Below are 14,600 nucleotides of genomic sequence, written 5' to 3'. Positions count from 1 at the left end.
CGACCCGACGCCGCGGACCAATCCGCACCACGCCGGCCCGCGCGAACTCCGCGGCCCACTCACCCACCCCAACCTCACCTGCCATGCCGACCGCCCCTCCACGTGCCTCGGCGCGATCGCGACAGGGCCGGGTGTCTGGGAACAGGTTACGGCGTGTTCCCAGACACCGCGGGTTGTCGTGAATGCCTGGCTGTCCGTCAGCTGTCGCAGCAGTGGCGGTGGAGCCATTCGGGTTCGTGCCACCAGTAGGTCTGGTCGTGGGCGTGTGCGTCGGCGCGCTTGAGCGGTTGTGGGGCGTTGTCGGTGCGGACCGCGGGTTGTTGCTGGTTGATGGTGGTGTACGGCGACAGGAGGTCGTCGACGGTGTGGAGGTTGCCGGCGAGCATGACCTGTTGGACGGCCGCCGCCGCGCGGATGTCGGCCAGCGGGTCGCCGGTGACGAACGACAGGTCGGCCTGGGCGCCGGGCTTCACGACGCCGAGCTTGTCCTCCAGCGCCAGCCACTTCGCCGGGTTGTGCGTCGCCGTCGTCAACGCCTCGTACGGCGTGAACCCGCCCGCGACCATCGCCCGGAGGTTGGCGTGCAGCGAGATCGCGATGTTGTCGAGCGGCGTGTCGGTACCGGAGATGACGAGGCCGCCGCCGCGGTGGATCCGAAGCACCATGTCGACGTTGCCGCGCAGCAGTTCGCGCGTGGTGACACCGGCCGGGCCGCGCGCGGTGTTGACCTCGGACATCAACGCGGCGTACTCCCAGGACGGGAAGAGCGTCGTCGTACGGCGATCCGTCAGCAAGGACGGGTCGTCGACGTGTGCCATCGTCGAGTTGAACAACGTGGGCGTCACGGACAGCCCGGCCCGCGTGAAGAGTGTGATCACATCGGCGTACGCGCGTCCCAGCCGGCTGACCGTGTGCGAGTACCCGAGCCGGTTCGTCGCGCCGGTGTGCTCCATCCCGTCCATGCCCAGGTGCTCCGCGGGATAGAGGTAGTGCGACGACAGTTGCAGGCCCAGCCGGTGGACGAACGCGATCGCGCGCCGCTGGTACTCGATCGGCAACCGCACGTACGTCTTCACCATGTCGTACGCGAGCCCCTCGACCCGGTTCAGCTCCAGGCCGAGCTGCCGCAGCGACAACGTCGGCCGCATGAAGTTGTAGTACACCCGCGAACCGTCGATCGCCTCACCGGTCGCGAAGTACCGCGGCCCGCGCAGCGCGCCGCTGACGAGGGCCTCGCGCGTCTCCTGCATCTGGTACACCGGATCGCCCGGCGACCGCGTGGTCGTGATCCCGTACGCGAGCCACAGGTTCCCCTGCCGCGCGCCCCACGCCCGCCCGCGCAGATGCCAGTGGTTGTGCGCGTCGATGAGGCCCGGCATCACCGTCAGCTTGGAAGCATCGATGTCGGCCTGCCCGCGATGGGCGCGTACGGCGACCACCCGCGACCCATCCACCACGACATCCACATCGCGGCGCAACGTGGTCGCGCGCCCGTCCCACAATGCGCCCGCGTGGATCGTCACGTGCTGGTTCACCGTCGCGCGCCGGTACTGCAGGTCGAGCCGCACCGTTTCGGGACGACCGCCGATGATCGTTGTCCTGCGCAACGTTCCGTTGTTGAGGTAGAGCAAGGTCCGGTTGTCCTGCCATACCGGCGAGTCCGTCACCTCGGCGGTCACCGCGCGGGGCTCGCCGGTGAAGCGCCCGCGGGCGTCCACGGGTACGACGTACAGCAGGCTCTCGACCACGAACGCCAGGTGCTTGCCGTCGGGGGAGAACACCGGGCCGTCGTCGCCGCGGGTCGCGAGTGAGCGGAACGGCATCGGCTCGACGTACTCGAGCGCGGCGGTCGCGACGTCGACGTACAGCAGTTGGCTGGTGCCTTCGCGGAACCGCCTGGAGAACGGCTTGACCGCCGCCAGTACCAGCGTCTTGCCGTCGCGCGACCAGCTCACCCGGCCGGGCTGGAAGAGCGTCGGCGTGATCTGCCGGACCTGGCCGGACGCGAGGTCGAGGATCCAGGCGATTCCGTCCTGGTCCTGGTAGGCGACGCGTTGGCCGTCGGGCGCGAAACGCGGCGCCGTTTGTGCCCCGGGCAGGCCCGACAGACGGGTGTCGGTGCCGCTGGCGAGGTCGTGCAGCCAGAGGTCCGCCGTACCGTCGCGATCGCTTGCGTAGAGCAACTTCCGGCCGTCCGGCGAGAAGTCCGGATCCGAGTTGAAGTAGCCGTCGGCAACCACCTTGCGAGGCCGGCCGCCGTCGGTCGCCGCGACCCAGAGCGCGTTCAGCGCTCGGAACGCGAGCCACTTCCCGTCCGGCGACACCGTCGGACTCGCGATCCCGCGCACCGCGCGCCGGCTCGTCGACTCCAGGTCAGGCGCTTTCGGCCGCGGCCGCCGCGACGTGACCGGCACGGTCGCCGTGAACGGTACGACGCTGTGCCCGGCGCCCGCGCGATACCGGTGCACGGCGCCGTCGGCTGTGTAGAAGAGGTCCGTGGACGACCACGAGGGCGGCACCGCGAAGACGTCCTTGCCGTTGGTGACTGTCTGATTGTTGACAATCAGATCGCAGGTCGGTCCGGTGAGGCGGACGTACGCAAGCGTGCCATCCGGCGCGTACGACGGCCCGAACAGGCTGATGCCTGTCTGATTGTTGACAATCGTCGTACGGGCACCGGTCGCGAGATCGAGCTCGACGATCGAACTCGTGTCGACGGTGAACGCGACCTTCCGGCCGTCGGCGGACACCGTCGGCTCGGCCTCCTCGCCCGCGTCGTCGGTCAGGGCGGTGATCGCGCCGGTCGCCAGGTCGAGCCGGTGGATGCCGTAGCTGCCCGCGGTGGGTCCGGTGCCGCCCGAGCCGCCGCGGTCGGAGGAGAAGACGATCGAGCGGCCGTCCGGGGTCACATGCGGTTCGCGGTGGTCGTGCCGCCCGCTCGTCAACTGCCGCAGACCGCTGCCGTCCGGGCGGATCGACCAGAGATGGAAGTTCCCGTCACGGTACGACTGGAACACGATCGTCCGCCCGTCCGGCGCCCAACGCGGCCGGGTCGCATCCTGCAGGTCATCGGTGAGCCGCCGCGCAACACCACCCGCGGCCGGCACCACCCAGATCGCCGTCACAAGATCGAACGCCAGCCACTCGCCATCCGGCGACACCGACACCATGAAGTTGGTGCCCTCGGTCAACACGGCCTGATTCCCGGCGGCCGCGGTCGCGCCAACTGCGGTGCCTGCACTGTCTGTGGTGGCGGTGGCCGGCACCTGCACGGCGCCGGCAGCCGCAACACCACCACCCAGCTGCAGCGCACGACGCCGCGAAATGCTCCAGAAGCCAGGGTTCTCGGTCACGTCATCGGTCATGTTCCGAATCCAATCCGTGAAAGTAAGCCTCCACTCCCACCCCAACCACCCACCGCCGCGGTACTGCGTCGACCCGGCTGAACGGGAAGTCGGTAGGACGGAGAGGAACGGTGGGGAGGGGTATGGGCGGGGTATGGGCGGGGCGGGGTATGGGCGGGGCGGGGTATGGGCGGGGCGGGGTATGGGCGGGGAGGGGTATGGGCGGGGAGGGGTATGGGCGGGGAGGGGTATGGGCGGGGAGGGGTATGGGCGGGGAGGGGTATGGGCGGGGAGGAGTACGGCGGGAGAGGGATGGCCCGGGAGGGGTGTGGCGGAGGAGAGAACCGGGTGGGAGCTGGTGGCGGAGGAGGGGGACTACGGCGGGGAGGGGCGGAGCAGGGGTACGCCGGGGGAGGGGTATGACGGGGGGGCGGGTAGGACGAGGGCGGGTAGGACGAGGGCGGGTAGGACGAGGGCGGGTAGGACGAGGGCGGGTAGGACGAGGGCGGGTAGGAACGAGGGCGAGGAGGAACGAGGGCGGGTAGGACGAGGAATCGGTAAGGCGGAGTGCGGTACGACGAGGTTCGATGCGACGGGGTACGACGGCAGCGGTACGACGACGGGGGCGGTACGACGCGGGATCGGGAGGTGCGCTCGGGGGCGGGTGAGACCCCTCCGAATCTGCCAGTACCGTCCAGGGCATACGAAGCTGTCCGGCGCGCCCCGCGCCCAACGGCCGCTACCGTGCGACGAACGGCTGACCAACTGACGAACCCCGGACGGCTAACGACGGCGGACCGGCCGACCAACAGCTGCCCAGGGGCGGACTGGCTGACAGACAGCGGAGGCGGCTGACGACGGGCTGAGCGGCTAACCGGTGTTCGATTGGTTAGCGGCTGACTGATAGGCGAGCGGCGGAGTGCCTGACCGGCGGCAGACGGGCAGACCATCGCGGCCAGCCGACGACGGCGCACCGGCAGACGAACGGCGGCCCGGCGCAGGACGGGCAGACCATCGCGGACCGGCCGGCGACGGCGAAACGGCAGAGGAACGGCTTGCCGGCGGCTGACTGACTCGCGAGCGGTGGAGGGACGGAGCGGTGGCGGACTTGGTTGATCGGTGGTGGGGGTGGCTGAGGTGCGGCTGATGGTGGGCCGGCTGGCCGACGCGCAGGGGTGGCCGGTGGTGGATTGGGTGGCTGGTGGGGGTCGGGTGGGCGGGGGTGGGACGGGTAGGCGTCTATTGTCTGCGGCATGCAATCTGTGTCTCCGCGGGTGCGGGCGTTGGGTGCGGGTGGGCTTTGTTTGGTGGTTGCGGTTGGGGCTGGGCTTGCGGTGGATGGGCGGCTTGACCGGCACTGGATCCTTCGTGGGCTCACGCTGTTGCTGGCGCTCTGCTGTGCTGCCTTGCTGCTCACCGATCAGACTCGGCGGTTGCGGCAGATCGTCACCGTGGTCGGGTTGGTGATGTTCGGGCTGGTCATCCCGGTGTCGCAGACGGCGTGGTCGAAGCCGCCGGAGATCGAGTTCGCGCTGCAGGTCGCGACTGACGCGCGGGCAGCGGCCGAGAAGGACGTCCGCAGCGCGGTGTCGGTTGAGGACGTGAAGCGCGCCGCCGAGGCACGCGGTGGCGCGATCGGCTCGCTGCCCACCGAGCAGAACCCTCAGATCCGCGGCGCCGACAAGTACCCAGTGATCGTCCGCGCCAAGCGCGACCAGGGCCGCCCCTGGGCCTGCGTCGCCTTCGTCCACGGCCTCGACGCCCAGGTCCGCGCCTGCTGAACCCCGCCGCACTGGGTGCTGGCGGCAACAACGCCGTACCAGATCTGGTCTCGTACTTTCGGCTGGAGCGGCGTGGCCGCGGGGCGGATGTGCCCGGCGGGTGGTTCGCGAACACTGGTTGACGTCCACAGCCCCCGGAGAGGGAAAGATGAGACGTACAACCGTTTCCGTCACCGCAACTGTTGCCTCGCTGGCGACCGTCTTCGCCCCGGCGGTCTCGCAGGCGGGCCCACCGGCCTCGTCGGCGCAACCGTCGAGCAGCATCCGATGGGAGAAGTGCCCGGCGGACATCTCCGCGGTGCCGATCCCGGAAGGGATGCAGTGCGGGACGCTGAAGGTACCGCTGGACTATCGCGATCCGGACGGCCGGACGATCGACCTCGCGGTCTCGCGGCTTCCGAGCAAGAAGCCCGAGAAGCGGCGCGGCGTGCTGCTGACCAACCCCGGCGGCCCGAGCGAAGGCCAGAGCTACCCGGCGTTCCTGGTCGCGACCGGTCTTCCGCAGAGCGTTCTCGACAGCTACGACGTGATCGGGTTCGACCCGCGTGGCATCGGCCGGAGTACGCCGGTGACGTGTGCCCTCACCGAGGCGCAACTGGGCTCCGGCAGCATCCCGCCGTACGCGCGCAACGCGTCCGACGTGACCAAGCACGCCGCCGAGGTCCAGCAGGTCGCCGAGCAATGCGCACAATCCAGATCGGCGTGGATGCTGCCGCACGTCAGCACCGCCAACACCGCTCGTGACATGGACCGGATCCGTGCCGCGCTGGGCGAGTCGACGATCTCGTACGCCGGCGCGTCCTGGGGGACCCACCTCGGTGCGGTGTACACGACGCTGTTCCCGCAGCGCAGCGACCGGATCGTGCTCGACAGCAACCTGGGGCCGGGCGGCTGGGACTACGCGAGCGACCGGCTGTGGTCGCGCGGCGTCGAGGACCGGTTCCCGGACTTCGCGACGTTCGCCGCGGCCAACCACCGCGAGTACGGGCTGGGCCGGACGCCCGCGCAGGTCCGGGCGAAGTACTTCGAACTCGCCGAGCGGCTGGAGAAGAAGCCGATCCCGACACCGGACGGCCCGTTCGACCATGTCGCGTTCCGGCTGGTCACCTTCGGCCTGCTCTACGGCCCGACCCAGCTGCCGCTGCTGGCCGGCATCCTGCGCGCGGTCGACGCGAACCAGCCGCCGCCACCGCTTCCCGGCGGCGGCTCCGTGACCGACGCGGAGAACCTCATCTCCGGTCGCTACTACATGATCTGCAACGACTCGCGCTGGCCTACGTCCGTCGCGACCTACCAGCGCAACGTCGCCGTCGACCGGATCCGGTACCCGCTGTTCGGCGCCCTCGGCGCCAACATCACGCCCTGCGCGTTCTGGCCGAAGCCTGTGGAACAGCCGGTCCGCATCACCGACCGAGGACCGTCGAACGTACTCCTGGTGCAGAACCTCCGCGACCCCGCGACACCGCTCGCCGGTGCCCGGCAGCTACGGCAGGCTCTCGGTGACCGTGCAACGATGGTCACGGCCGACCAGGGTGGCCACGGCCTCTACCCACTCGGCAGGAACCAGTGCGCGAAGCACGCGGTGACGACGTACCTGACGACGGGCGAACGCCCGGAGCACGACTACCACTGCTCGGCCGACGCAGAGCCGCGCTGACCGACGGAAGGACGACGCCCCGGTGATTGGCACCGTCAACAGGCTGCTGCGCCGCCACGGTCTGGTCGTCACCGAGGTCGTCGTCCTGGGCGCCCTGAACGCCGAGCACGGCGTACGGCGAGTTCTCCTGGACGCGGAGCCTCCGGCGGGCGAGATCCTGTACCTCGCCGTGGGTGCGGTGGTCGGCGTGCTTGCGCTGCTCCGGCGCCGCCGGCCGGATCTGCTCGCGCGACTCACGACGGCCGCGATCAGCCTGTCGCTGGCCTGCAGCTTGGCCGGTTTCCTCCTGAAGCCGGGCGGATCGATCGGCGGTGACAGCGAGACCCTCGGGTTGATGCTGCTGGTCGGGGCGAGCTGCCACCGGCTGCCACCGCGCCAGGCGGGCGGGGTCGCGGTGATCGGAGGTGCGGCCGTCGTCGTCGCACCCCTGATGCGCTACGGCACCGGGTCGGACAGCCTCACCGTCGCGGTCCTGTGGGCCATCCTGTGGGGCTGCAGCGTCGCGGTCGGGCTGATCCTGCGGGACGGCGAGGCCCGCCGCGAGGCCGCTCTGACCGCTGCCCGCAACCGCGAACGGCTCATGCTGGCCAGGGAGTTGCACGACCTGGTGGCGCACCACATCACCGGCGTCGTGGTGCGCGCCCAAGCCGCCCGATTGGTGCACTCCGACGGCCCGGCACGGGAACCGCGCTCCGACGGCCCGGCGCAGGACCGGCGAACTGCCGGCTCGGACCTGGCGTTGCTCGAGGAGATCGAGCGGGCCGGAACCGAGGCACTCGGGGCGGTCCGGCGGCTGGTCATGATGTTGCGCAGTCCCGAGCAGTTGCCGCCCACCGCCGGAAACCTGGTGGAGACGATCGAGGCGGCGGTCGGCAACGACGCGACCGTCGCGGTGCGGCTGGCGCCCGAACTCGCGGACCTCGCGGTGGCCCCGGAGACGGTGTCGACCGTCCATCGCGTCGTACTCGAGTCCCTGACCAACGTGCGGCGACATGCACCGGAGGCGCGGCGGATCACCGTGACGGTGGAGCCGGCCACGGACGGCGCCCGGCGGTGCCTGAGGGTCGAGATCCTGAACGACGGGCTTCGGTGGAGCCGGAGCCACGGCCGCCGCTCGGTCGACGGCTACGGACTCGTCGGGATGGCCGAGCGGATCAGCGCGCTGGACGGAAAGCTGACGGTCGGGGAGTACGGCGAGTCCGGCTGGCGGGTCCTCGCAGAGCTCCCACTGCCGGGCGGCGTGGTGGCCGCGCGACCACCGAAGGAGACGACAGCGGAGTGACACTGAGAATCTTGCTGGCCGACGACCAGGAGATGGTGCGTACCGGCTTCCGGCTCATCCTCGAGCGGGAGCCCGATCTGGAGGTGGTCGGGGAGGCCGCGGACGGCAAGCGCGCGGTGGCGCTCGCCCAGGAACTGCGTCCGGACGTCACGCTGATGGACATCCGCATGCCGTTGATGGACGGCCTGGCCGCCACGCGGGTGCTGGCGGGCCCCGAGGTCGCCGATCCGCTCCGGGTACTCGTCGTGACGACGTTCGACCTCGACGAACTGGTGCACGAGGCGCTCCGGTCCGGTGCCTCCGGGTTCCTGCTGAAGGACGCCGGGCCGCGGCTGCTCGTGGAAGCGGTGCACGCCGCGGCCAACGGCGAGTCTCTTGTCTCGCCGTCGATCACCACCCGGCTGCTGGGCCACTTCACCGCCGCCGGCCGCCGCCCGCGCCGCCCTGAGCCCGCGCTGACCGACCGCGAGCTGGCCGCCGTGAAGGCGGTCGCGCAGGGCCGGACGAACGCCGAGATCAGCGCGGAACTGCTGATCTCGCTGTCCACCGTCAAATCCCATCTCGCCTCGGTGCAACGCAAGATCGCGGCCCGCAACCGGACCGAGATCGCCGTCTGGGCCTGGGAATCCGGGCTCATGCGGCAAGGGCCGTCCACGTGATGGGCAATCGATTTCTGGACGAACCGGTGGCGGCCTAAGGTCGCACGTATGACTCTTGGGAATCTGACTGGCATCAGTGCGCTCGCCGACGTCGAGTCGCGGTCCATCAGTGCGGAGAACCCGACCGGGGAGCCCGGGCAGGGTGGGCGGCGGACCGAGGGGACCGGGGCGCGCGCGGCCCGCGACCTCGGGCTCGGGTGGAAGGTCTCGCCGTCGATCGAGATCGGGCCGGGGGAGACTGCGACGCTCGCCGACATCGCCGGCTCGGGCGCGATCACGCACATCTGGCTCACCACGCACGTCGACCACTGGCGCCGGCTCGTACTGCGAAGCTTCTGGGACGGCGACGCCGCGCCGGCGATCGAGGCCCCGGTCGGTGACTTCTTCTGTTCGGGCTGGGGCAAGTTCGCCCAGGTCAACTCGCTGCCGGTCGCGGTGAACCCGAACGGCGGGTTCAACTGCTACTGGGAGATGCCCTTCAAGACGCAGGCCACGCTCACGCTCGAGAACACCCACGACGAGCCCGTCGTCGTGTACTTCCAGGTGGACTACTGGTTGGGCGCGGTACCCGACAATTCGGCGTACCTCCACACGCAGTGGCGGCGGAGCAACCCGTTGCCCGCCAAGACCGTGCACACGTTGCTGGACGGCGTCGAGGGCCCGGGGCACTACGTCGGCACGTACCTCGCCTGGGGCGTCAACAGCACCGGCTGGTGGGGTGAGGGCGAGGTCAAGTTCTATCTCGACGGCGACGACGAGTTCCCGACGATCTGCGGTACGGGCACCGAGGACTACTTCGGCGGCGCTTGGAACTTCGACGTTCCCCACCTTGGCGGGTACACCGAGTTCAGTACGCCGTACCTCGGTATGCCGCAGGTGATCCGCCCCGACGGGCAGTACCAGAGCCAGCAGCGTTTCGGGATGTACCGGTTCCACCTGCCGGACCCGATCCGGTTCAAGGAGCGGCTGCGCGTCGACGTACAGGCTTTGGGGTGGCGCTCCGGCGGACGGTACCTCCCGCTGCAGGACGACATCGCGTCGACCGCGTTCTTCTACTCCAGCAGGACGAGTACGACGCGACCGGACGCGCCGACGCACGACGTGATGGAGATCTGCTAGGCGGCTAGGCTGACGGCCGACGGGGGGCTGGTTCGCACCGAGGGAGTGCTGGGATGCGCCGCGTGCTGTTCGTCGTCGGCTGGGCGGTCGCGGGTGCGCTCGGCTGGGCGGTCGTCTTCGGGCTCGCGCTGCTGGTGGGGTCGGACGATCCCGAGGACTTCTTCGAGCAGGCGACGTTCCGGACCGAGAAGGTCGATGCCGTCGTCGGTGCGTCGGTGGCCGACGGGCCGTGTGCCGAGAGCAAGGACGACAAGGGTGTGCGGCACACCCACGGGACGTCGTACGAGGTCGACCTGAGCTGGACCGGCCGCGACGGGGCCGAGCACCGTGGGGAGATGACGACCTGCAACCGCCCGGACGAAGGCGAGCGGGTGACGGTCTGGGTCACCTCGCGGGACGCGGTCTTCAACAGGTCGCCGCTGTCGATGTACGGCTCCGTCCCCATCGCCGCCGTGATCTTCGCACTCGGCGCAGGGGGATGGATCTGGCTGACGAAGGACGAGCGCGGGAGGCGCGGCTCCGAAACCCTCGGCCAGCGCCTCCGCCGCCTCAGACTCCGCCGCCTCCGCCTGCGCGAACTCAAACGCTCCAAGCGCTCCTGACAGGCCCGCTCCGGCTACGACGTCGGCTGGGGAGCGTCGGGGAACGGGAGCGGATTGTCGAGCGCCGTGATGGTGAGGACCACGAGAGACGCGGTCCAGGCCAGCGGGGCTTCGCCGGCAGGCTTCAAGTCGCGGTTGACCTTCTCCGGGAGCGCGCCGGTGGTGGTGCGGTGGCTGGTCAGCCAGGTGAGGAGCCGGTTCGCCGTGGCATGGTCGTGGTGGGCCGCGGCGCTGAGGGCGAACAGGGCGGTCTGGGGTGTCCACGACACCCCGTCGGCTCGCCAGTCCTCGCCCGGGGTGACGCCGCCGTTGGGTTGGGTGAGAGCGGCGAGCGCGTTGTCGATCGCCGTACGGACCTCCGGGCGTTCCGGAGCGAACGGCGGGCCGAGGACGGTCACGATCGCGTCGCGCCCGCCGCCGACGGCGATCGGGTCGACGCCTGGTTCGACGAAGCTGGTGGCCCGCGCCGGCGTCCGCGGGTACTCCGGGCCGAAGACCCGATCGGTTGCCGTCGACAACGTGTCGAGCGCCGCCTGCCACCGCGCCGCCTCGGCCTTCCGGTCCTGTGCGGTCGCGATCAGTACCGCGGAACGCAGCCCGGTGAGCAGTGGCGCGACCGTCCCGAGTGTCAGCTCCTTCTCGGGCCGCTCCCAGTAGTCGGACGACGGAGCAGGCAGACCGTCAGCCCCGAGCTCGCTGGCGATCTGGTCCGCCGACTCCCGCACCAGGTCCCAGTACTTCCCGCCCGCCCGGCAGAACCACGCAGCCCACAACACCCACCCGGACCCGTCCAGCTGCGGTTCGCGCCCGTCGTCGACCCGCGCGCCGGTCTCGGTGTAGCGCGCCTCCCAGCGTCCACTCGTCGGCCGCACGCGATCGAGGAACGCCAGTACGTCGTACGCCTTGTCGTGCTGCCCGACGGCGCACCGCGCGGCGGCCACGAACGACGCGTCCCGCGGCCATACGTACCGCCACGGACCATCCCATCCGGCGACCGTTATTCCGCTGGGCATCGTCAGAGCGTCGAGATCGGCCAGCGCGTCCTGCAGCCACGCGTCCGCTGTCGCGAACGAGTTGTCGGCCGGGAGCTGCTCCTGACCCGGCGCACCTTCGGAGACGAGCTGTGGTTGCGGGTTGCGGTCGACGTTGTTCAGCGTCCCGGCGGTCAGCGTCGCGAGCAGTACCGCGATCACGACGTAAGGGAACCACCGGTCGCCGTCCCGCATGGTCCCTCCCTACTGCGCCAGGTGCTGTACTTCGGCCTCGAACTTACGCCGCGGCGCCAACTCGACCAGATACATCGCCGACACCACGAGCGCACCGCCCACCAGCATCCGCCACGTCAGGCTGTCCGAGCCGAACAGCACTGCGAACGTCGAGGCGAACACCGGCTCCATTGTCATCGCGATCGCCGCCCGCGTGGGTGTCAGGTGTGCCTGCGCCCAGGTCTGCACGATCAACGCGAGCGCTCCGGCGACCAATGCCATGTACACCACGCTGACCCAGTCGCCGCCGGTGCTCGGGACCGAGAAGCCGCCGGGGATCGCACCGATCGCGCAGACGCAGGTGATCGTGATCATCTGCAGCGACGACAGCCCGAACGCGTTCTGCGAGGTGGACCACGCGCCCAGCCCGATGATGTGCAACGCGTAGAGACCGGCCGACGCCAGCGTCAGCAGCTCGCCGTCGCCGAGGCTGAACCCCCGCAGCGACAGGACGCCGAGACCGACCGTGGCGAGGATCACGGCGACCCAGGCCCAGCGGCCGATCTTGTGCCGCAGGATCACGGCGCCGAGCAGCGGCGTGAACACGACGTACATGCCGGTGACGAACCCGGACACGCTCGCGGACGTGTGCCGCAGGCCCTCGGTCTGCACCAGTTGGGCGATGCCGTACGTGATGCCGAGCGCGACGCCGCGGCCGCGGTCCAGCCGGCTCAGCCGGGCGATCGCCGGCGGATGCACCATCAGCAGCGCGACCGACGCGATCAGGAACCGCAACGCCAGGTAGTCGGCGACGTCCATCCTGGTGAGCAGGTCCTTGGTGAGGAAGAACGTCGACCCCCACGCCGCCGCGACCGACAGCAGGGCCAGTACGGCGAGACGCGGGTGGTTCACGCGGTACATCAGACCAGAAGGCCCGCGGACCAGCCAAAACGGTGAATCAGAGCACGGTGATGACGATCGTGCTGCCGGGCTTGACCTTCTTGCCGGCGCCCGGGTTCTGCGCGGCGACGATGTTCAGCCCGAGGTTGAACGGCGCCTTCTCGACCCGCACCTGGAACCCGGCGTCACCGAGGATCTTCTGCGCCTCCGCGGTCGTCTTCCGCTTCACGTCCGGGACCTCGCGCAGCGGCGGGCCGAGCGAGACGACCAGCCGGACCTTGTCCTTGGCGTACAGGGTCCCGCTGTTCGGCGTCTGGCTGATCACGTTGCCTTCGGCGACCTTCTCGTCGTACTGCGAGGTGCGCCCGACGACGAAGCCGAGCTTGCGGAGCGTCCGGTTCGCCTCCTTGTACGACTTGCCGGTCAGGTCCGGCACGCTGATCGGCCGCTTGCCCTTGCTGACCGCGAAGTTCACCGCGGCCCCCGGCTTCACCACCGTGTTGAACTTCGGGCTGATCGCGATCACCCGGCCCTGCGGCACGGTCTCGCTGTACTGCTCGCTGATCTGCCCGGTGATCAGCTTGATCGGGGACAGCGCCTGCTGCGCGGCATCCAGCTGCAGCCCGACGAGCTGCGGCACGCGATACCGCTCCGGGCCCTTGGACACCGTGAGCCCGACGTTGCCGTCCTTCCGGATCCGCTCACCGGCCTTGGGGTCGGTCGCCATGACCTCGCCCTTCGGGATGTCCTCGGAGTAGTCCTGGTTGTCCAGGCTGGTCTTCAGCCCGGCGCCCGCGGCCGCGTTGGCCGCGTCGGCGGGCACCATGTTCACCAGGTTGGGCGTGGTGGTGTAGCGGTGGATGCCGTAGTACCAGGCGGCGGTCCCGATGCCGATCGCCGCGGCCAGGATGACGATCAGCGCGATCGGGCCGCGGGACCTGCGCCGCGGCGGTGTCGCCTTCACCGGTGGTGGCGAGGCCGGAGCGCCGGTCGGTCTGCCGTGTTCCACCGGTACGACGATCGTGTCGTGCCGGATCGGCTGCTCCTCGAGCGTCGGGATGCCGCGCGTGTAGCCGTCGTCGTATCCGCTGTCCTGGCGGATCTGCTGGATCGGCACCGTGAGGTCGCCGGTCAGCTCCGGGTCGTCCGGCAGGCCCTCCTCGAGCGCGCTGCGCACGCGGTGCACCTGGCGGCTGAACACCCGCGCGTCGGTCGGCCGCAGATCCCGGTCCCGCGCGGTCGCGCGCTGCACGAGCGCATCGACGTACGGCGGGATGTTCGGCTGCTCGAGCGACGGCGGGGGTACGTCGTTGTGCACGTGCGCGTAGGCGACCTGGATGGGGGTGTCACCGGAGTGGGGCTTGTTGCCGGTGAGCATCTCGTACAGCAGGATGCCGGCCGAGTACACGTCCGAGCGGGCGTCGGCGCTACCGTCCGTGACCAGCTCCGGCGCCAGGTACGACACCGTGCCCATCAGGAGGCCCTGGGTGGCGGTGTTGCCGCTCGCGCTCACCGCGCGCGCCAGGCCGAAGTCGGCGACCTTCACCGCGCCCTTGTCCGAGATCAGTACGTTCTCGGGCTTGATGTCGCGGTGCACGATGCCGGCGTCGTGTGCGGCCGAGAGCGCGGACAGGATCGGCGTCAGCAGGTCGAGTGCGCGGGCGGGGGAGAGCGGCGCCTGCTCGCGGATGACGTCACGCAGCGTGCGGCCGGGGACGTACTCCATCGCGAGGAACAGCGTGCCGTCGTCGTCGCCCTGGTCGAACACCGCGACCACGTTCGGGTTCGACAACCGGGCGGCGGCCCGCGCCTCGGCGACGAACCGGCGGGTGAACTGGGCGTCGTCACCGAGACCGTCGTGCATCACCTTCAGCGCGACGGTCCGGTCCAGCCGCATGTCGAGGGCCTGGTAGACAGTGGCCATGCCGCCCTTGGCGACGCGCGCGCCCACGCGGTACCGACCGTCGAGCACGCGCCCGACGAGGCGGTCGCTGACCTGCGTGTCCACGTCGTCCGTCACTTGCGGTGAGCCGCCTCTCCCCAAACCGTTC

General features: G+C 70.3%; 10 protein-coding genes. 6 read left to right on the top strand and 4 right to left on the bottom strand.

The genetic code is table 11. The features are described from left to right. Positions 1-197 precede the first annotated feature (197 nt). A complete protein-coding gene (locus ABN611_RS37610; RefSeq protein WP_350277070.1) occupies positions 198-3,365 on the bottom strand; it encodes an amidohydrolase family protein in 3,168 nt (1,055 codons plus the stop codon). A 1,313-nt stretch (positions 3,366-4,678) separates the two neighbouring features. On the opposite strand from ABN611_RS37610, the gene ABN611_RS37605 reads away from it, so the two are divergent. From ABN611_RS37605 to ABN611_RS37580, 6 genes are all read left to right on the top strand, one after another. Beyond that, positions 4,679-5,125 (top strand): hypothetical protein, encoded by a 447-nt coding sequence (locus tag ABN611_RS37605; protein WP_350277069.1) that lies wholly within the window; start codon positions 4,679-4,681, stop codon positions 5,123-5,125. 148 nt (positions 5,126-5,273) lie between these two features. Then, positions 5,274-6,782 (top strand): alpha/beta hydrolase, encoded by a 1,509-nt coding sequence (locus ABN611_RS37600; RefSeq protein ID WP_350277068.1) that lies wholly within the window; start codon positions 5,274-5,276, stop codon positions 6,780-6,782. Between the two features lie 22 nt (positions 6,783-6,804). Then, on the top strand, positions 6,805-8,064 hold the full coding sequence (locus ABN611_RS37595; protein ID WP_350277067.1) for a histidine kinase: 1,260 nt from the start codon (positions 6,805-6,807) through the stop codon (positions 8,062-8,064). Then, entirely contained in the window at positions 8,061-8,723 is a 663-nt protein-coding gene (locus ABN611_RS37590; RefSeq protein WP_350277066.1) for a response regulator transcription factor, read from the top strand. Before ABN611_RS37595 ends, ABN611_RS37590 begins: the two co-directional genes overlap by 4 nt. A 48-nt stretch (positions 8,724-8,771) precedes the next feature. Further along, a complete protein-coding gene (locus ABN611_RS37585) occupies positions 8,772-9,842 on the top strand; it encodes a glycoside hydrolase family 172 protein (protein WP_350277065.1) in 1,071 nt (356 codons plus the stop codon). A 53-nt stretch (positions 9,843-9,895) separates the two neighbouring features. Next, a complete protein-coding gene (locus ABN611_RS37580) occupies positions 9,896-10,444 on the top strand; it encodes a hypothetical protein (RefSeq protein WP_350277064.1) in 549 nt (182 codons plus the stop codon). 14 nt (positions 10,445-10,458) lie between these two features. Here ABN611_RS37580 and ABN611_RS37575 read toward each other — a convergent pair whose 3' ends face one another. The 3 genes from ABN611_RS37575 to pknB are packed head-to-tail and all read right to left on the bottom strand — an operon-like array spanning position 10,459 to position 14,569. Further along, positions 10,459-11,670, bottom strand: coding sequence for a glucoamylase (locus ABN611_RS37575; protein WP_350277063.1), 1,212 nt, complete (start codon positions 11,668-11,670; stop codon positions 10,459-10,461). 9 nt (positions 11,671-11,679) lie between these two features. Beyond that, positions 11,680-12,570, bottom strand: coding sequence for a DMT family transporter (locus ABN611_RS37570; RefSeq protein WP_350277062.1), 891 nt, complete (start codon positions 12,568-12,570; stop codon positions 11,680-11,682). A gap of 37 nt (positions 12,571-12,607) precedes the next feature. Next, on the bottom strand, positions 12,608-14,569 hold the full coding sequence (pknB, locus tag ABN611_RS37565) for a Stk1 family PASTA domain-containing Ser/Thr kinase (RefSeq protein ID WP_350277061.1): 1,962 nt from the start codon (positions 14,567-14,569) through the stop codon (positions 12,608-12,610). Between the last annotated feature and the right edge of the window lie 31 nt (positions 14,570-14,600).

This window comes from Kribbella sp. HUAS MG21 (genome assembly GCF_040254265.1).
Taxonomy (GTDB): Bacteria; Actinomycetota; Actinomycetes; order Propionibacteriales; family Kribbellaceae; genus Kribbella.
This window is presented reverse-complemented; position numbering and strand designations above follow the sequence as displayed.